Source organism: Microbacterium sp. NPDC055599, assembly GCF_053618975.1.
In genome coordinates this window covers 1-17,570 of record NZ_JBSHIM010000011.1, presented here as the reverse complement: position 1 = coordinate 17,570, position 17,570 = coordinate 1, and the positions used below count along the sequence as shown (strand labels likewise).

14 protein-coding genes are annotated in these 17,570 nt (G+C 70.7%); all 14 read right to left on the bottom strand.

Features of this window, described 5'->3' with window-relative positions:
- Window positions 1-67: 67 nt before the first annotated feature.
- Window positions 68-1,342 carry a HipA domain-containing protein gene (locus tag ACWGQ1_RS11995; RefSeq protein WP_136046021.1) on the bottom strand — a complete coding sequence of 425 codons (1,275 nt, stop codon included), beginning with the start codon at window positions 1,340-1,342 and terminating at the stop codon, window positions 68-70.
- Window positions 1,339-1,620, bottom strand: a complete 282-nt coding sequence (locus ACWGQ1_RS11990) for a helix-turn-helix domain-containing protein (RefSeq protein ID WP_136046022.1) — start codon at window positions 1,618-1,620, stop codon at window positions 1,339-1,341. The genes ACWGQ1_RS11995 and ACWGQ1_RS11990 overlap by 4 nt, the downstream gene beginning before the upstream one ends.
- Before the next feature lie 174 nt (window positions 1,621-1,794).
- Window positions 1,795-6,426 carry an ExeM/NucH family extracellular endonuclease gene (locus ACWGQ1_RS11985; protein ID WP_452313032.1) on the bottom strand — a complete coding sequence of 1,544 codons (4,632 nt, stop codon included), beginning with the start codon at window positions 6,424-6,426 and terminating at the stop codon, window positions 1,795-1,797.
- Window positions 6,427-6,666: 240 nt separating this feature from the next.
- A complete protein-coding gene (locus ACWGQ1_RS11980; RefSeq protein WP_136036415.1) occupies window positions 6,667-7,425 on the bottom strand; it encodes an SURF1 family protein in 759 nt (252 codons plus the stop codon).
- Between the two features lie 59 nt (window positions 7,426-7,484).
- Window positions 7,485-8,600: a GuaB3 family IMP dehydrogenase-related protein gene (locus ACWGQ1_RS11975; protein ID WP_136033579.1), complete on the bottom strand. Its 1,116-nt coding sequence runs from the start codon at window positions 8,598-8,600 to the stop codon at window positions 7,485-7,487.
- Between the two features lie 49 nt (window positions 8,601-8,649).
- Window positions 8,650-10,338 (bottom strand): ABC-F family ATP-binding cassette domain-containing protein, encoded by a 1,689-nt coding sequence (locus ACWGQ1_RS11970; RefSeq protein WP_206251653.1) that lies wholly within the window; start codon window positions 10,336-10,338, stop codon window positions 8,650-8,652.
- Between the two features lie 76 nt (window positions 10,339-10,414).
- The gene (locus tag ACWGQ1_RS11965) at window positions 10,415-12,229 is read right to left on the bottom strand and encodes a sensor histidine kinase (protein ID WP_136046025.1); all 1,815 of its coding nucleotides are present in this window, start codon (window positions 12,227-12,229) and stop codon (window positions 10,415-10,417) included.
- A complete protein-coding gene (locus ACWGQ1_RS11960; protein ID WP_136033572.1) occupies window positions 12,226-12,573 on the bottom strand; it encodes a response regulator in 348 nt (115 codons plus the stop codon). Before ACWGQ1_RS11960 ends, ACWGQ1_RS11965 begins: the two co-directional genes overlap by 4 nt.
- Complete coding sequence (locus ACWGQ1_RS11955; RefSeq protein WP_247981335.1) at window positions 12,570-12,713, bottom strand: hypothetical protein; 144 nt, start codon at window positions 12,711-12,713, stop codon at window positions 12,570-12,572. Before ACWGQ1_RS11955 ends, ACWGQ1_RS11960 begins: the two co-directional genes overlap by 4 nt.
- A complete protein-coding gene (locus ACWGQ1_RS11950) occupies window positions 12,710-14,197 on the bottom strand; it encodes a glycosyltransferase family 2 protein (protein WP_136036406.1) in 1,488 nt (495 codons plus the stop codon). Before ACWGQ1_RS11950 ends, ACWGQ1_RS11955 begins: the two co-directional genes overlap by 4 nt.
- Entirely contained in the window at window positions 14,197-14,913 is a 717-nt protein-coding gene (locus tag ACWGQ1_RS11945; protein ID WP_206251656.1) for a PHP domain-containing protein, read from the bottom strand. The genes ACWGQ1_RS11950 and ACWGQ1_RS11945 overlap by 1 nt, the downstream gene beginning before the upstream one ends.
- The gene (locus ACWGQ1_RS11940; protein ID WP_136036408.1) at window positions 14,910-15,899 is read right to left on the bottom strand and encodes an ATP-grasp domain-containing protein; all 990 of its coding nucleotides are present in this window, start codon (window positions 15,897-15,899) and stop codon (window positions 14,910-14,912) included. The genes ACWGQ1_RS11945 and ACWGQ1_RS11940 overlap by 4 nt, the downstream gene beginning before the upstream one ends.
- Entirely contained in the window at window positions 15,900-16,946 is a 1,047-nt protein-coding gene (locus ACWGQ1_RS11935; RefSeq protein ID WP_136036409.1) for a response regulator, read from the bottom strand.
- A gap of 141 nt (window positions 16,947-17,087) precedes the next feature.
- Window positions 17,088-17,402: a DUF2277 domain-containing protein gene (locus tag ACWGQ1_RS11930; RefSeq protein ID WP_136035184.1), complete on the bottom strand. Its 315-nt coding sequence runs from the start codon at window positions 17,400-17,402 to the stop codon at window positions 17,088-17,090.
- Window positions 17,403-17,570: the final 168 nt, after the last annotated feature.

The following is a 17,570-nucleotide window of genomic DNA, read 5'->3' as shown; positions in this document are numbered from 1 at the left end:
AGTCTAGTCGGGGCGGAATGCCGTCGACTCCGCCCCGCACGGGCGGCCACCGCCTGACCGGACGAGTTCACCACCCATGATGGTGGGCGCGCTCCCCGACCGCCTCGACGAGTCGATCCGCGTACGTCAGGCCGTCCTCGTCCGCCAACAGGTCGGCACGTGCGGCCACGAACGCCTCGGTGACTCCACCTCGGATACGTTCGACGGCATCCCGCGCCGTCTGCGCATCGACTCCGAGTGTTCTGGCCGCCTTCAACCAGTGCGTCATCCCGATACGGGCCATCACGCGCTCGCCACCGATGGACACGGCGGAGGGCATCGGTTGATCTCCTCTGTAGAGCGCGTTACTTCCGAGGTCGTACAGGGGTGCCAACCGCATCTGCGTTCCCGAGTGGATGACCGAGTAGTTCTTGGCATGGGCGTCAGTGTTCGCCGCAGCACACGTGAAGACGAGCGCTTCGAAGAGCTCGTTCGCCGCGCGGCGCTGCTCGGACGGCGCGAACGCCCGCACCACGCGAGCGAACTTCTCCAGCCCGGGGCCGCCGTCGGATTGGTACTTGAGTGCGGGGTCGACGCTGAGCGCCTGCGCGAAATCCTCCTGATGGAGCCGGTGGAGTCGGCCACCGGTCCGGACACGGTCATAGCGCTCCGCCACGAAGACGAAGTCACCGCGGTCCGTGACCAGGAGCCCGTGGTCAGCGACACGAAGCCCCAGATGACGCCCGGCTCGCATGGTCAGGAACTCGTTGACATCGTGACGGCCACCGCGCGCCGCAGGCTTGAGGATGTGAGTGGTCGGCGTCGAATCGCGCGGAACGCCCCACTGGCCGTCGTCTGAGCGGTACAGCGCGAGTTTGGGCTGGGCACCGGCGAGGCTCCACCGGAACTCGTCGTACCGCTCGGACCAATCCCCCGCCGAATCGACCACCGACGCGACGAGCTCGCCGAGATCGTCGATGAAACGGACGTCGCCCGTGCGCGCTTCCGCATCGTCGGACGCTTCGCCTGGGGGCAGCAGCTGGAGCGCACCGGCCGTGTCGCGTCCGACATGCCGGAGGAGCGCCATCGGGTTCCGGGGACTCGTGTGGTGCGCAGCAGCGATGGCTTCCAGCGTCGCAGGGTTGTCACTCAACAGCCCTTGAAGGAAAGGCCGCGCGACCCGGTTGCCGTACTCGGCACCGGGCACGAGGGGCATGGAGATCGAGAGCGGCGTCGCCCAGGGCGACAGGCCGTCGTCGTATGTGAAGCTGATCGCGCCATGCGCGTTCTGAGAGAACAGACCCGTGCGCTGACCGTCGATGAACGCGACGAGATCGGCCTGGGCAGAAGAGGTGGCTTTCATCGCTCGTCGTCCTCCTCGCCCCACAACGTGTTCAAGTCGAACGCAGAGTTGCCTCGTACGGGCTCTTGAACACTCAACTGCAGTCCGAGAGACTCGACGACCTGCAGCACGCGTCGAAGCGTCGGGTTGTCGAGGTGCCCGGTCTCCAACTTCACCAACCAGGGCCTGTCGACGGCCGCTCGCTCAGCAAGCTCCGTCTGACTCCAGCCCCGGCGTAGACGCGCGGCCCTCATGACGGCGCCGAGCTGTCGCGCCGAGTGGAATGGCTGACTCTCCATGACACCTCCGCGTTGTGCGTTTAAACACACTACCGCTTTTGTGTCATAAAAGTAACACTTCCTCTTGTGTGTTTAAACACACCTCGCGACATGTGCGCTGGAACACACAACGGGCACGACGGAGGCCGCCGGGATCGCTCCCGACGGCCTCCGCTGCGATCATCCGCTCCGGGCTCAGAACCAGCCGGAGATGAGGTCCCACAGCCAGTCGATGATCGCGCCGACGATGCCGCCCGCACGGTTCACCGTGACGGTCGCGGTCGCCGCGTCACCGTCGGCCTGAGCCGCCGAGACCGTGTACTTGCCCGGCTGTGCGCTCTTCGGCACGGTCACCTGCGTGGTGAACGTCCCGTCCGCACCGACCTGCACCGTGCCGACCTGCACCGCCGCGCCCTTCTTGGGCTGCAGCGCGATCGTCACCGTCTCGCCCGGCACATACCCCTCGCCCGTGACCGTGAGCTTCTTGCCCGCGGCCACCTTGGAGGAGCCGAGCTCGATCGTGCCGGCGAACTCCTCCTGGCCGGCGATCGTGAGGGGCACCTGCACCGTCGTGCCCGTCGCGGGGACGTTCACCGTCAGCACCTGGTCGCCGAACACCCCGGACGGCACCGCGAACGTGAGCGCCGCACGGCCGCCCTCGTCCGTGGTGTCGACCACGGCCGGGTCGACCGTGCCCGAGGCGAGCGCCGTGTCGCCGAGCGACAGCGTCACCTCGCCCGGTGCGGCCTCTCCCCCGCTGAACGCGAGCGACGAGAGCGACACCGTCACCTGGTCGCCGGCGCTGTACCCGTCGGCATCGGCCGGGCTGAGCGTCACGCCGACCGCGCGCTGGGCGAGATCGGGCGTCGCGGTCTTGTTCGCGTCGAACCAGTCCACCATCGACTGCAGGTCGATCTTGCCGGTGTCCCGCTTGCCCGCGCCCTCCTTGAAGGTGGCGAAGTTGTCGCCACCCGCCGCGAGGAACGAGTTCGCCGCCACCGTGTACTGCGCGTCCGGGTCGACCGGGGCGCCGTTCAGCGTGATCGACGTGATGCGCGAGCCCTGCGCCGCGGTCGGGTCGTACGTGTAGACGAGCCCCTTCGAGACGCCGAGCTTGAGGAACGGACGTGCCGACCCCGCCGGCTGCCACTGCTCCTCGAGCACGCCCTTGAGCTGCGTGCCGGTGAGAGTCAGGGTGACCAGCGTGTTGGCGAAGGGCTGGACCGTGGCCGCCTCGCGGTAGGTGACGTTGCCGTTCGGATCGCTCGCGGACGACGACGCGTACGTGAGGTTCGCGCGGATGCCTCCCGGGTTCATGAGCGCCAGGTCGGCGCCCGTGGACCACTGCTGCACGTCGGCCACGAAGTTGCCGATCGTGGACTCGCCGCCGCGGTTCTCCGAGCCGTTCGTCTGCCGCGCCCGGTTGAAGTCGGCGGTGATGTCGCCCACCTTCACGGCGCCCAGCACGTCGGCCTCGGCCTTGGCGGCGTCGACGATCGCCTGCACCTCCGGCACCGCCGGGTACAGCGGCTTGCCGGCGGCCGTGAGCGGCTTGATCTCGTTGGTGATCGAGAGCAGCTCCTTCGTGGTCGGGTCGACCTGCAGGTTCATCAGCCCGAGGTTCTCGCCGTACTGCCCGGCGGAGACCACGGGGCGACCGTCGATCACGTGGTTGTACGCGAGGTGCGTGTGCGCCGACACGATCGCGTCCACGTCGTCGTCCACCCCGTAGACGATCTCACCCAGCGGGGAGTCCTCCGTGATGGCCGACAGCGCGGTGCTCTCGGCCCCCTCGTGCACGAGCAGGATCACGACATCCGCCTCGCCGTTGGACGCGTCACCGTCGCGCAGGTCGTCGGCCACCGCGTTGACGGAGTCGACGATGCTGCGCACCTCGAGATCGGCGATGCCCTCCGGGGACACCAGCGAGTCGAGGTCTTCCGTGACGGCGCCGACGAACCCGACGCGCACGCCGTCGACCTCCTTCACCCAGGCCGGGGCGAGCGCGGGCTCACCGGTCTCGGTGACGAACACGTTCGACGAGATGTACTCCCAGTCCGCACGGTCCTGCACGCGATCGCGCAGGTCCTCCCAGCCCTGGTCGAACTCGTGGTTGCCCGCGGCGCTCACATCGAGGCCCGCCGCGTTGAGCGCGTCGATCGTGGGGTTGTCGTCGTTGATGAAGGAGGTGAACGTCGACGCGCCGATCAGGTCGCCGGCTCCCGCGAAGATCAGGTTCGGGTTCGCGTCACGGAACTGCTGCACCGCACCGGCGAGCACCGCGGCACCGGCCGCGGCCCCGTCGGCCTCGATGCGGCCGTGGAAGTCGTTCACCGTGACCACGTCGATGCTCACCGGCGGGATCTCCGCGGAGACGCCGACGATGATCGGGTCGTGGTCGCTGGAGCGGTACGGGGTGCCCTCCTCGGTGGCGCCGAACGCGTAGCCGCGGTCGCTCCACTCCGGCGAGTTGATGCCCCAGACGCCCGCGCCGGTGATCGACGAGACGAGCGACGGCGACGCAATCACGTGGTCGAGCGAGCCGAGCTCGCCGTCGAACGTGTACGTGTACTGCCCGTCGGTCTTGTCGGCGACCAGGTCGCTCCACCCCTGCGAGGCGAAGACGTCGATCGGGTCTTCCTTGCCGTAGGCGTTGAAGTCGCCGATCAGGAGCATGTCGCTGCTGCCGGTCGTCTCTTCCAGCTCCGCCGTGAAGGCGAGGATCGCGTTCGCCTGCGCCACGCGGTCGGCGTTGAAGAAGCCCTGGCCGTCGGCCGGCTCCGCCCCCGCACCCTCGGGCGGCGACTTCGACTTCAGGTGGTTCGCGACCACGGTGACCACGCGGCCGTCGATGTCGAACGCCTGTGCGATCGGCTCGCGCGCGTTGCCCCACACCGACTCGTCGGTCGTCGTGAGACTGTCACCGACCCGCTTCACGGCGTCCTTCTTGTAGATGATCGCGTTGGTGATGTAGTCGGTCGTCGCCGCATCGTTCAGCGCCTCGGGCGTGGGCACGTAGCCCCACACGTCGCTGCCGGCGTCGGCGTTCAGGCCGGCGACCAGATCCTTCAGCGCCGTGTCGACCGGCTTGCCGAGCTTGACCGAGTTCTCGATCTCCATGAGCGAGACGATCTCGGCGTCGAGGCCGTTGATCGCCGCGACGATCTTGGACTTCTGGATCGCGAACTGCGCGGCGTTCGCGGCGCCCCGCGCGTTGGAGTTCTCGCTCTTCAGCGTCGTGAAGTAGTTGTAGACGTTGAACGACGCCACCTGCACGTCGCCGCCCACCTCGGGCGCCTCCGTCGGACGCGGGTTCGTCGCCGCGAAGCCGACCTTCAGCTCGGCGGGCGAGGAGTCGTCGATCGGCACGACCGGCTGCAGACGCCAGTCATCGAAGCCCCACTGCAGCACGTAGCCGTTGTCACCGAAGTCGACCGTGTCGCCGTTGCGGACGACCTGGTCCTTCGTGAAGTAGGGCTGCTGACCCGGGTGGCCGCTGTTGGTCACCTGGATCGACCAGCCGTCGTCGAGCAGGATGCGGTTGGCGCGGTTGGCCGCGGCGATCGCGGCGGCGTCGGCACCGGGACGCGTGGTCTCGGTGCTCTTCACGGACAGGGCATCACCCGCGTTCAGCCACAGCGTGCCGTAGTTGTACAGCTGGTGGCTCGACGCCAGGCGGTAGGTGCCCTCGGGCGCGACGAGCATGTTCTCGTACTGCTCCCGGTCGGCGCCCTGCACCGTGGCGGGCAGCGGAGTGACCGCGGGCACGCCGACGCCCGGCGTGACCACCGTCACGTCCGCCGCGGCGGCCGGGTTCACCTGCGTCTGGCCGTAGTACTCGCTCACGGTGCCGGTGACCGAGACCAGGTCGCCGATCGCGAGCGTGGGGGCCAGCGCGTTCAGGAAGACGAAGACGCCGTCGGAGGCGCCGGGGGTCGCGTCGGTCGCGCCGCCCGAGCCCTGGGTCTGGATGACGATGCCCTTGTAGCCGCCCGTGCGGTAGTCGGCGGTGACGACGCCCTCGACCTGCACGCGCGTGCCGTTCAGTGGCGAGACGTCGGTGGTGCCCTGCACCTCGGCGATGGTCGCCTTCTGCGGCTCCGTGCCGGGGTCGGTGCCCGGGTCGGTGCCGGGGTCGGTGCCACCGGAGTTCTGCGGGGTGATGGTGGCGGACAGCGAGAAGTCGACGCTGTTGTCGTCGGTGTCCGCGCCGTTCGTGCGGTTCAGCGACCGCACATCGGTGTTGCCCGACGGCGCCGTGGCCGCCTTCGTCTCGAACGTGTTGGAGGTGCCGTAGCCGAGCAGGTCGACGACGCCGTCGGCTCCCGCCGCGGACCCGGGGGCGAGCGTGATAGCCGTGGTGCCCTCGACCAGGGCGATGGTGCCGTTCGTCCCGCTCGGGGTGAGACCGGTGACCGCGTCGGGCGTGGGCAGCGCGGCGCCGTTCGTGCCGTTGCTGTTGCCCTGCACCAGGAAGTAGCCGCCGGCGGGGATGCTGCCGGTGAGCGGCGCGATCCCGGTGAACGCCGCCGAGCCGGTCGCCGAGCGGTACTGCAGGGACATGCCGTCGAGCGACACCGCCTCGGACGTGGGGTTGTACAGCTCCACGAACTTGTTCGTGTACGCCGCACCGGCACTGCCTCCGGAGAGATACGCCTCATTGATCACCACCCCGGTCCCGGTCGGATCGGCGACGGCGGGCGTCGCGACCAGCGAGCCGAGGCCCAGGGTGGCGACGCAGGTCACGGCGAGAGCGCCGATGCGCCCCCTGGTTCTGCGGTGCGAGACGGGGGTCATGGGCTCCCCGTGCTCTGAAGCGGACATCATCGGTGCTGTCTCCTCGATCGTGTATCGACCCTGCTCAGGACGCTGTCACCGCACGCATCGGGAACTCCCAGCGTGCGCACATGGAGCGAGCATACGAAGCGGGTCGGACATCCTCAACGGAGTTTTCACGATGGTCACCGACTGCTCACCGAAGGGCCGCGCGCACCCCTGACGAAGGTTCACATCGGGGCACGGCCGCGCGCAGAAGCGCACCGGAGGTCGCGCGGATGCGCACGCCGTTCAGACGCTCTCGGCCGCCGCCGCGTCCTCGAACTCCTCGACCTCGCGCTCCCACGCGTCCTTCGCCAGGCGGTACCAGAGGTAGAACGCGAAGCCCGCGAAGATCGCCCACTCCACCGCGTAGAACACGTTGAGCCAGTTCACCGGCGACTGCTCATCGGGTGCCGGCGAGGAGATGTCCTCGAGGCCCGCCGTCGCGGTGGTCGAGGCGAGGTACGGGCGGTACACGTCGAGCTGCTCCGTGTCGTGCCAGCGGCTGAGCAGCGCGGCGGGCGACATGCGGTCGAGACGCTCCGGGTCGCTGCGCGGCGGCACCGACGGCCCCTCGTCCGAGATGATGCGCCCCGCGACCTCGACCGGGCGACCGTCGGCCTCCGCGGCCAGGCGCTCCACCGCGGCATCGGCGGCCGCGCGGTCGGGAGCCCAGCCGATCGCCACGGCGATCGACACACGCTCGTCCACCCGCAGCTGTCCGGTGACCCAGAACCCCTCGACGCCGTCGTTGAAGCGGCTCGACACCACCAGGAAGTCGTCCGGGATCCACGTCCCGCTCGTCTCGACCCGCTGCCCCACGAGGGGTTCGGCGAGGTACTGCCCCGGCTCGACCACGTCGGACAGCGGCCGCACCTGCTCGGTCACGCCGGGCGGCGGCGGGTCGGTCTCGATCGCGCGCTCCAGCTGCCACTGCCCGAGCCACGCGAACACCCCGGCGACCACGAGGCACAGCAGCAGCATGCCGATCCAGCGTCCGCGCAGCATGACCTCACGGAGGGTCGGCGGGAACGGGGCGGGGGCGGTCACGGTGCGGCGGCGGCGGCTCAGGCCTCGTACGGGGCGAGCACGACCTCGACCCGCTGGAACTCCTTGAGGTCGGAGTATCCGGTGGTCGCCATCGACTTGCGCAGCGCGCCGATGAGGTTCGCGGTGCCGTCGGCCACGGGCGCAGGGCCGTACAGGATCTCCTCGAGCGTGCCGATGCCGCCCACCTCGACCCGGCGGCCGCGCGGGAGCTTGGGGTGGTGCGCCTCGGGGCCCCAGTGGAAACCCTGCCCCGGCGCGTCGGTCGCGCGGGCGAGGGCCACGCCGAGCATGACCGCGTCGGCGCCCATCGCGAGAGCCTTCACGATGTCGCCCGAGGTGCCGACGCCGCCGTCGGCGATCACGTGCACGTAGCGCCCGCCCGACTCGTCGAGGTAGTCGCGGCGCGCAGCGGCGACGTCGGAGACAGCGGTGGCCATCGGGGCGTGGATGCCGAGGGTGGCGCGCGTGGTGGACGCCGCTCCCCCGCCGAAGCCGACCAGCACGCCGGCCGCGCCCGTGCGCATCAGGTGCAGCGCCGCGGTGTAGGTGGCCGCGCCGCCCACGATGACCGGGACGTCCAGGTCGTAGATGAACTTCTTGAGGTTGAGCGGCTCGGCCACGCTCGACACGTGCTCCGCCGAGACGGTGGTGCCGCGGATGACGAACAGGTCGACACCCGCCGCGGCCACGGTGTCGTAGAACTCCTGGGTGCGCTGCGGCGTGAGGGAACCGGCGACGGTGACACCGGCCTCGCGGATCTCGGCCAGGCGCCGCGTGATGAGCTCGGGCTTGATCGGCTCGGCGTACAGCTCCTGCATGCGCACGGTCGCCCGGTCGTCGGCGAGACCCGCGATCTCCGCGAGCAGCGGCTCCGGGTCCTCGTACCGGGTCCACAGACCCTCGAGGTCGAGCACGCCCAGGCCGCCCAGCTGGCCGAGCATGATGGCGGTGCGCGGGCTCACGACGGAGTCCATCGGCGCGCCGAGCACCGGGATCTCGAAGCCGAAGGCGTCGATCGTCCAGGCGGTCGACACGTCCTCCGGGTTGCGCGTGCGCCGCGAGGGCACCACCGCGATGTCGTCGAACGTGTACGCGCGACGGGCGCGCTTTCCTCGGCCGAGCTCGATCTCCATGGTCACCCGTCCAGCCTACCGGGCACCCCGAGGGGGCGCGTGCCCGCGGTCACCGGGCCCGTGCCACGCGGCGCTCGTCCCACACCGGCTCGTCCGACTCGTACACCTCGCCGTCGGAGCCGAACACGAGGAACCGGTCGAACGACCGCGCGAACCAGCGGTCGTGCGTGACCGCGAGCACCGTCCCCTCGAACCGCGCCAGCGCCTGCTCCAACGCCTCCGCCGACTCCAGGTCGAGGTTGTCGGTCGGCTCATCGAGCAGCAGCAGGGTCGCGCCGGACAACTCCAGCAGCAGCACCTGGAACCGCGCCTGCTGCCCACCGGACAGCGACTCGAACGTCTGCAGCGCCTGCCGCACCAGCCCGTAGCGGTCGAGCGCCGAGCTCGCGGCGTCCCGGGGCATCCCCGCCCGGCGGTCGTCGCCGCGGTGCAGGATCTCCAGCAGCGTGCGTCCGACGAACTCCGGGTGCGTGTGGGTCTGCGCGAACAAACCCGGCACCACGCGCGCCCCCAGCACCGCGCGACCGGTGTGCGCGACGGGACTCAGGTCTTCCGCGGCGGAGGAGACGTGACCCAGGGTCGGGTCGGGGTCGCTGCCGCCGCGCGCGAGCAGTCGCAGGAAGTGCGACTTGCCCGAGCCGTTCGAGCCCAGCACGGCCACGCGGTCGCCGAACCACACCTCCGCGTCGAAGGGACGCATGAGCCCGGTGAGCTCGAGCCGCTCGGCCACCACGGCGCGCTTGCCCGTGCGCGAGCCCCGCAGGCGCATGTCGAACTCCTGCGCGGGCGGACGCTCCTCGGGCGGCCCCGCCTCCTCGAACTTGCGCAGTCGCGTCTGCGCCGCCTGGTAGCGGGAGGCGAAGCCGTCGTTCGCCGAGGCCTTCACCTTGAGGTTCGCGACCAGCACGCGCAGCTTCTCGTGCTGCTCGTCCCACCGACGGCGCAGCTCGTCGAGCCGCTCCATGCGGTCGATGCGCGCCTGCGGGTAGGTCGCGAAGCCGCCGCCGTGAACCCACGCCGTCGAACCGGCCGCCCCTGGTTCGAGCGTGATGAGCCGGTCGGCCGCGCGCGCGAGCAGCTCGCGGTCGTGCGACACGAGCAGCACGGTCTTCGCGGTCTGCCGCAGCTGTTCCTCCAGCCACCGCTTGGTCGGGACGTCGAGGTAGTTGTCCGGCTCGTCGAGCAGGAGCACCGCGTCGGGTCCGCGCAGCAGGGCTTCGAGCGCCAGGCGCTTCTGCTCGCCGCCGGACAGCGACGTGAGCTCGCGGTACCGCGCCCGCTCGAACGGCACGCCGAGCGCCGCCATCGTGCACTGGTCCCATACGGTCTCGTGCTCGTAGCCGCCGGCGTCGGCGTACTCCGCGATGGCTGCGGCGTACGCCATCTGCGTGTCGTGCTCATCACGGTCGATCAGGGCGTTCTCCGCCGCGTCGAGGGCTTCGGCGGCGGCGCGGATGCGGGCGGGGGCGACGCGCACGAGGAGCTCATGCACGGTCTGCCCCGGCTCGCCGTGCCCGACGAACTGATCCATCACGCCGAGTCCGCCGTCGATGGTGACGACGCCGTCGTCGGCCGCCTGGTCGCCGCGGATGATCCGCAGGAGCGTGGTCTTGCCCGCGCCGTTCGGCCCGATGAGCGCGCTCGTCGAGCCGGCGCCGACCCGGAACGAGACCTCGTCGAGCAGCGGTCTTCCGTCGGGAAGCGTCAGCGAGATGCCTGATGCGTCGATGTACCCCACAGTGCGTGGCCGTCCTTCCGCCCGCGCACAGCGAGCCGACCAGACTATCAGGATGCTGCGGCCGAGGAGGTCCGGGTCAGTCCGCGCGGCTCAGGGTCTGCAGCACCTCGGTCTTGGGCGCAGCCGGCAGGACGAAGCGGAACTCGGTCCCCACGCCCTCCTGACTCGTCACGTCCATCGAACCGCCGTGCGCCAGCACGATCGCGCGGGTGATCGTGAGGCCGAGCCCCACGCCTGGCACGGCATTCCGCGTGGCCGTCGAGGCCCGGAAGAACCGCGTGAAGAGCATGCCCTGCTCGTCCTCCGGGATGCCGACGCCGGTGTCCGCGACCGAGATCTGCACGCCGCCGTCCACGCGCCGCACGGCCGCCGTGACCCGGCCGCCGCTCGGCGTGAACTTGATCGCGTTCGACAGGAGATTGTCGACGGCCTGCCCGATCCGCCCCGGATCCACGAGCAGCCGGATCGGCTCGTCGCCCGCGTCCGCCACCAGCTCGATGTCCTCCCGCTGCGCGTGCGGACCCGCGGATGCGACCGCCGACCGCACGAGCTCCGCGACATCGGCCTCCACGCGCTCCAACGGGAAACGACCAGACTCCACCTGAGCGGTGAACAGCAGGTCGCCCACCAGGTTGAGCAGGCGCTTCGCGTTGCGCTCGATGATCCCGACGAACTCCTGCTGATCCTCGGTCAGCGGCTGGCCCGGATCGTTCTGCAGCAGGTCGAGGAAGCCGATGATCGCGCTGAGCGGCGTGCGCAGCTCGTGCGAGATCATGCCCACGAACTCGTCCTTCATGCGGGCCACCTCCACCGCCCGCGTCTCATCGGTCAGCACGAACAGGTAGCCCTGCTGGGCACCGGAGCCGTCCTTATGCGGACTCACCGTCACCCGCGCGGGAACGGTCGTGCCGCCCGCCGTGGTGACCTCCACGTCGCCGTCGACCGTGACCCCCTCGTCGGCCTGCGCGAACAGCGCCCGGATGCCCTCGGGCGCCGGCCCCGCACTCGCCCCCGCGACGGACGCCTCTCCCGACGCCTCCCGTCGCGCTGCCGTGTCCTCCGCGAGCATCGACAGCACCGTTCGGGAGAAGAACCGGTCGATGCGAACGTCGTCGAGCGCCTCGTCGGCCGTGAGTCCGAGCAGCCGCACGGCCCCGGGATTCCACGCCGTGATGCGCCCCGCGCGGTCGGTGGCGATCACGGCCTGCGCGGTGATCGAGGACCACAGGCTCTCGAAGGAGTCCAGCAGCACGCGGTACTCGTGCTCCTTCTGCCGCAGCTGCACGATCATCGCCACGTTCTCCGACAGCGCCCTCGTGCGCTCGGTCACCAGATCCTCGGCCTGCTCCACCCGCATCCGCTGCTGCCGCGACAGCTCGTTCACCACGGCGGCGACGGCCGCGAACACGAGCGGCCCCACCACACCCCGCAGCCACACGACGGCGTTCGACGGCGGGTCGGTGATGTACGGCATGAGCAGGGCGAGCGACGACAGCGCGCCGACCACGAACACCCACCGGATGCCGGGGGCGGCCGCGATCCAGATGATCGGCAGCAGCACGAGCGAGCTGAACAGCGACGCCGCCCCGCCCGTCCCCGCACGGAAGAGGCCGAGCCCCACGATGTCGAGCATGGGGACCGCCAGCACGATCCAGCCCTCGCGCACGTGCAGGGCGCTGAGCACCCCGGCCTGCAGCGTGGCCAGCAGCACGATGCCGATGCCGATCAGCGCCGCGCCGAGGTGCGTGAACGGCAGGCCGGGGATGGCCCACGTCATGCTGCCCGCGATCACCGTCGCGACCAGCGTGGGCGCCTGCTTGACGATCGGACTCGGGTTGTCGAACACCCGGTACCAGCGGCTCTCGGCGCGCTCGAGCGGCGTGGCCCTCATCGCGGCACCCCCTCGACCACGCGGTGCAGGTCGGCCCCCGTGACGGGTTTCGGCAGCGCCGCGTCGGCCGGCGGGTAGTCCGCGACATCGAGCACGGAGCTGACCACGAGGTAGCAGTCGGGGAAGCGCTCGTGGATGAGACGCGAGCAGGCGTGACCGGAGATGCCGGGGAGCAGCAGATCGAGCACGGCGACAACCGGATGGATGTCGGGGAAGGCGGCGATCGCGGACTCGGCATCGGGCGCGATGAAGACGTCGAAGCCCTCCCGGTCGAGATACCGCCCCAGGAGCGTCGCCTGATCGGCCGCGTCCTCGACCACGAGCGCCAGCGGCCTCCCGGTCATCGGAGGAGCAGCTCTCGCACGACCACGATCACGATCACGATGCCGAGGGAGATCAGGGCCTGCGGGATGAGCCGCTTCTCGCGCCGGGCGTCCTCGGCGATCTCCTCGACCTCGGCGTCATGCGAAGGTGCGTCCGTCATGAGTCCACCCGTCCGACCTTCTCGGTCTTGATCCACGAGGCGTCGGCGCGGCGCCACTCCTTGAGGTACGAGTCCACCGTGATCGCGCACAGCAGGGAGCCATAGCCGCACACGTAGAGGAGCAGCCCGGCGAAGAAGCGCCCTCCGGGCAGGGGCTCGACGGCGCGCGCCAGCCAGATGCCGAGCATCGACACGGGGCCCCACAGGTAGAAGAACAGCAGCCACCCGAATCGCGCCTGATCCGTCGCCTCTTCGCCGAAGAGGTTCAGCAGACCGTCGAGCGTCCACGGGAACAGCGCGATGAACATCAGGATCAGCGCGCCGAGGCCGGGGAACATGATCGCCTCGCGCCACGACTGCCGGCCGATCCGCGGGTCGAGCTGCACGGAGTACAGCATCGAGAAGATGTAGATGCATGCGGCGGCGATCCACATGAAGCGGAACACGAACTCGGCGATGTCGCTGTGCAGCAGCAGGAGCGCGATCAGGCCGGCGGCGGCGAGCAGCATGAACGCCGGCAGCAGCAGGATCGTGAACCAGGCCAGGCCGAAGCCGACGCTGCCGAGGTTGTGATCGCGGCTCGGGCGGAACCACAGCTTCTTGTAGATGGACGTCAGCTGCACGTTGCCGCGAGCCCACCGCAGCCGCTGCTTCCACAGGCTGTCGATCGTGCGCGGCTCCTCCGCGAGCACCACGGCGTGCGGCTCGAACACCATCCGGCGTCCGTGGAGCTGGCTCTCGAACGTGGTCATCGTGTCCTCGGCGAGGGTCCCGGTCGGGATGCGACCGCCGATGGCCTCCAGGTTCGCGCGGGAGTGCAGCTGGGCGCCGCCCGCGAGGCACGCGATGGCGCCGCCGACGTTCTGCACGCGGCGGGCCGAGAGCTGTCCGATCACGTACTCGATCGCGATGAAGCGCGTCAGGTAGTTCCGGTCGCGGCTGCCCTCCGCGATGTACGCCGTGACCGCGCCGACCTTCTCGTCGGCGAGGTGACGCGTGAGCTTGCGCAGCGAGTCGCGCGCGAAGATCACGTCGGCGTCCATGATGAGCACGGCCTCGGTCCAGTCGTCCGCGAGCACCACGTCCAGCCCGTGGTTGAGCGTGTGCGCCTTGCCCTGGCCGCCCTGCTCGCGCCGCAGATGCACGACCCGTCCGGGGTATGCCGCGGCCTTCTGCGCCACGATCTCGGGGGTGTCGTCGGTGGAGGCGTCGTCGACCACGAACACGCGCAGCCGCTCCGCCGGGTACTCCAGCTGCAGCAGCCTCTCGATCGCGGGGCCGATCACCATGCCCTCGTTCCACGCCGGGATCACCACCGCGACGTTCGGGTGGTACGGGGCGGCCTTCGGGTAGTGGTTCCGGAACGCGTGCAGCGGGAGCGCCAAGAACTGCAGGCCCGTGTTGATGACGGGCAGCGTGCCCACGAGCACGCACAGCAGCAGGACGACCACGATCACGGTCTCGTACCAGGCGAGGTCGGGCATCAGCCGGTCACCTCCACGCCGTCGAGCAGCGGAAGGATGCGGGAGTAGCGGCCGACGTCGGTGGCCACGTGACTGTCGGTCGACGCCACGACCTCGGCGCCCGCGTCACGCAGGGCGGCCAGTGCGTCGGGCCCGGGGCACGCCCACTTCTCGTTCACCTCGACGAGCGTGCCGGTGGCCGCGGCGGCACGTGCCCACTCGCGCAGCCGTTCGGCGCCCAGCTGCTCCTCGGACAGGCCGATCTTGGGCAGGATCGAGAAGCAGTGCGCGAGCTGGTTGCCGGGGTGGCGGTGCATGGTCGCCACGACGGCCCCCACGAACTGGTCGAGCACGTCGTCGGCCGCCCAGCCCGCGGCGATGCGTTCGCGGACGGCGGTGGGGCCGAGCGGCCCGTCCTCGCCCGGGAACTGGTGGTCGGCGATCAGGATGCGGTCGATCCCGGCGGGGAGCGCGGGGATGTCGAGCGCTCCGGACGCGTCGAGGATCTTGGCCTCCACGCCCGTCAGCACCGTGAGCCCGTCCGGCGCTCGCAGGGCGCGGACGGCGGCGAGGTACTCCGGCACCCAGGTCGTGCTCTGGCGCACGTGATCCACCAGGCGCACGGTGTCGAGCCCCGCGGCGACCGCGGCCGCCACGTTCTCCTCGAGTGTGGAGACCGCGTCGTCGGAGAAGGTGGAGTGCACGTGATGGTCCCCCCGGAGCACCGCGTGACTCATACGTCCTCCTGATGACCGGCGTGCTCCGAGACGAGCACGTCGTCGACCTCGACGATCACGTCTTCCAGGAACCGCACCGACGCGACCTCGCGGAACGGCACCTGCACGGGCAGCTCGCGGCCCAGGAACAGGTCGGCGACCAGCGACGGGATGTCCACGCCGGCGGCGATCGTCAGCGGGAGCGCGCCGGGGAAGCGCGGGTTGACCTCGAGCAGCACGGCACGGCCGTCGCGGTCGCGGCGCAGCTGCACGTTGGCGACGCCCACCAGCCCGATCGCCCGGGCGATCGCGGACGCGGTCTCCTCCAGCTCCGGGTCGCGCAGGGTGCGTCCGGCGATCGCGACGCCCGAGTCGACCCTGGCCCTGGTGCGCGGCACCGCGGCGACGACCGCACCGGAGGCGTCGGAGATCACGTCGACCGAGTACTCCTCGCCGGGCAGGAAGTCCTGCACGATGAGGCCCTCGTCGGTCGGCAGCGCGTCGAGCGCGGCGCGGTCGGGCACGAGGCGGATGCCCCGGCTCCCCGCCCCCTGGCGCGGCTTGGCGAACACCGGGAACTCCCAGTCGACCGCGGCGGCGTCGGGACCGGCCAGCACGGTGCGCGGGGTGCGTCCGGTCGGGGCGCAGCGCTCCGCGAGGGCGAGCTTGTCGAGGGCCGTGTGCAGCGTGTCCGACGAGGGCGCGGCCAGCACCGCAGGAGCCAGCTCGTCCCGGCGGTCTGCGAGCGCGATGAGCTCCACGTCGACGGTGGAGATCACGAGGTCGAGGTCGTCCTGGGCTACGAGTCGCGCGATCGCGGGCACGAAGTCGTCGTCGCGTCCCGGCGGCACCAGGCGACGCTGCTCCGGCGGCACCAGGTAGATCCCGCTCGCCCAGCCGTCCATGTCGGCGGCGAACACCGTCAGGTCGGAGCGACGGAGCAGGGAGCGGATCACCGCCACCCCGGCCGGTCCGCCCGCCCCGGTCACCAGCACGCGCTGCGTCATTCAGCTCTCCCGTCGTGTGAGTTCGTGTGCGCCGACGAACTCCGCCGTCTCGCGCACCACTTCCAGCGGCTCCACCGCGTCGCCCCCGCCGAATCGCGACCAGTACCGCGCGGTCGCGGTGACGAACTCGGGGGCGAGGTAGTCACGGCTCGCGGCGGCCTGCGACTGGAAGCACTCCAGCAGACGCAGCTTCTCGTCGAGGAAGCGGTCGATGCGCACGAAGCGCGTCGGTCGGTAGTCGATCGTCGAGGAGGGGCTCTGGTAGCACGCGACGGTGCCGACACGACGGGTCGCGACGATCGTGGCCTCGCTCACGGCGCGATGGTCCTGGTGCCGATCGTGCGGGGAGTGCGTGTAGACGATGGTCGGCTGGATCTCGCGCACGACCTCTTCGATCAGTCGCACGGTGGAGCCGCCGCCGGAGATCTCCGTGTCGACGAGGTCTTTCAGGAACAGGCGGGCGCCGATCCGCTCGGCCGCGGCGAGCGACTCGTTCTGGCGGCTGTCGGCGTCTCCGCCCCTGGCTCCGCGGGACAGGGTGAGGATCGTGATCGCGTCGCCGGCGGCGGCGTGGGCCGCGAGGATGCCGCCGACCCCGATCTCGACGTCGTCGGGGTGGGCGCCGATCGCGAGCACCACCTCGGTCGTCCTCGCCTCCTCGCGTCGCCGTCGGCCCTCCTCCACCAGGCGGGTCACGGCTTCCACGAGCCGGGCGTTGTCGAGCGGCTTGGTGAGGAACTCGTCGGCCTGCGCGCGCAAGGCGGACACGGCGTATTCGACCGAGACGTGCGCGGTCATCACGATCACCGGCACGGTGGGGATCGTGCGGCGCAGCTCGGCGAGCAGCTCGAGGCCGCTGAGACCCGGCATCTCGATGTCGGTGACCACCACGTCGGGCCGCACTGCGGCGACACGGTCGATCGCGGAGCGCCCGTCTTCCGCGAGGTCGACGATGCAGCCGGCACGGCGCTCCAGCACGGTCTTCACCAGCAGGGCGACATCGTGGTCGTCGTCGACGACGAGAATGCGGGGGGCGTCCTCAGACATGTACGGCTCTCCTTGGGGAGCTTCCCTGCCGGTGGGGGCCGGCGTCGCGATCCCGGTGCCTTCATCACCGGAACCGCGGGGAAAGTCGAGCGGGGTACGTCGATTCTGGCACAGGCGGGCAGACCCGGCCGCGCAGCGGCGTCAGGTCGCCGCCCGCGCCGCCCGCTTCTCCTGCTGGTACACCCGGATGGCCTCGTATCGCTCGGCCGAGCGGGCCTGGCGCTTGGCCGCCTCCGCCTCCCGGTTCTTGGGCGGCGCGGTCGTCACGAGGTCGTCCAGCAGCCGTCGCGTGGCCGCAGCGATCTCCTCGACGGCGCGATCGAACACGTCCCTGTTGACGCGCGAGGGCGCCGTCGCCCCGGAGATCTTGCGGACGAACTGGAGCGCCGCGTCGTGGCACTCCTCATCGGTCGCCGCGGGGGCCAGGTTGTTCAGGGGCACGATGTTCCGGCACATACCCGCACGCTACGCCCCGCCCCTCCCCCGCGGAAGCCCACGCACCCGGCCGCGAGCGGGGTGGTGCGTCACCCGCGGCATCGCTACGCTTCGGTGACCGGAGCGGCCGATGAACGCAGCGCGGACCGCACGCTCAACCGAGGAGAGACCATGACGAACCCCCCGCCC

Bases quoted from the DNA above. Each gene is read 5' to 3' on its own strand.
- ACWGQ1_RS11930 (WP_136035184.1), bottom strand. From the start codon at position 17,402: ATGTGCCGGAACATCGTGCCCCTGAACAACCTGGCCCCCGCGGCGACC.
- ACWGQ1_RS11950 (WP_136036406.1), bottom strand. From the start codon at position 14,197: ATGCCCGACCTCGCCTGGTACGAGACCGTGATCGTGGTCGTCCTGCTG.
- ACWGQ1_RS11965 (WP_136046025.1), bottom strand. From the start codon at position 12,229: ATGAGGGCCACGCCGCTCGAGCGCGCCGAGAGCCGCTGGTACCGGGTG.
- ACWGQ1_RS11960 (WP_136033572.1), bottom strand. From the start codon at position 12,573: ATGACCGGGAGGCCGCTGGCGCTCGTGGTCGAGGACGCGGCCGATCAG.
- ACWGQ1_RS11980 (WP_136036415.1), bottom strand. From the start codon at position 7,425: ATGCTGCGCGGACGCTGGATCGGCATGCTGCTGCTGTGCCTCGTGGTC.
- ACWGQ1_RS11955 (WP_247981335.1), bottom strand. From the start codon at position 12,713: ATGACGGACGCACCTTCGCATGACGCCGAGGTCGAGGAGATCGCCGAG.
- ACWGQ1_RS11995 (WP_136046021.1), bottom strand. From the start codon at position 1,342: ATGAAAGCCACCTCTTCTGCCCAGGCCGATCTCGTCGCGTTCATCGAC.
- ACWGQ1_RS11940 (WP_136036408.1), bottom strand. From the start codon at position 15,899: ATGACGCAGCGCGTGCTGGTGACCGGGGCGGGCGGACCGGCCGGGGTG.
- ACWGQ1_RS11945 (WP_206251656.1), bottom strand. From the start codon at position 14,913: ATGAGTCACGCGGTGCTCCGGGGGGACCATCACGTGCACTCCACCTTC.
- ACWGQ1_RS11990 (WP_136046022.1), bottom strand. From the start codon at position 1,620: ATGGAGAGTCAGCCATTCCACTCGGCGCGACAGCTCGGCGCCGTCATG.
- ACWGQ1_RS11935 (WP_136036409.1), bottom strand. From the start codon at position 16,946: ATGTCTGAGGACGCCCCCCGCATTCTCGTCGTCGACGACGACCACGAT.
- ACWGQ1_RS11985 (WP_452313032.1), bottom strand. From the start codon at position 6,426: ATGATGTCCGCTTCAGAGCACGGGGAGCCCATGACCCCCGTCTCGCAC.
- ACWGQ1_RS11975 (WP_136033579.1), bottom strand. From the start codon at position 8,600: ATGGAGATCGAGCTCGGCCGAGGAAAGCGCGCCCGTCGCGCGTACACG.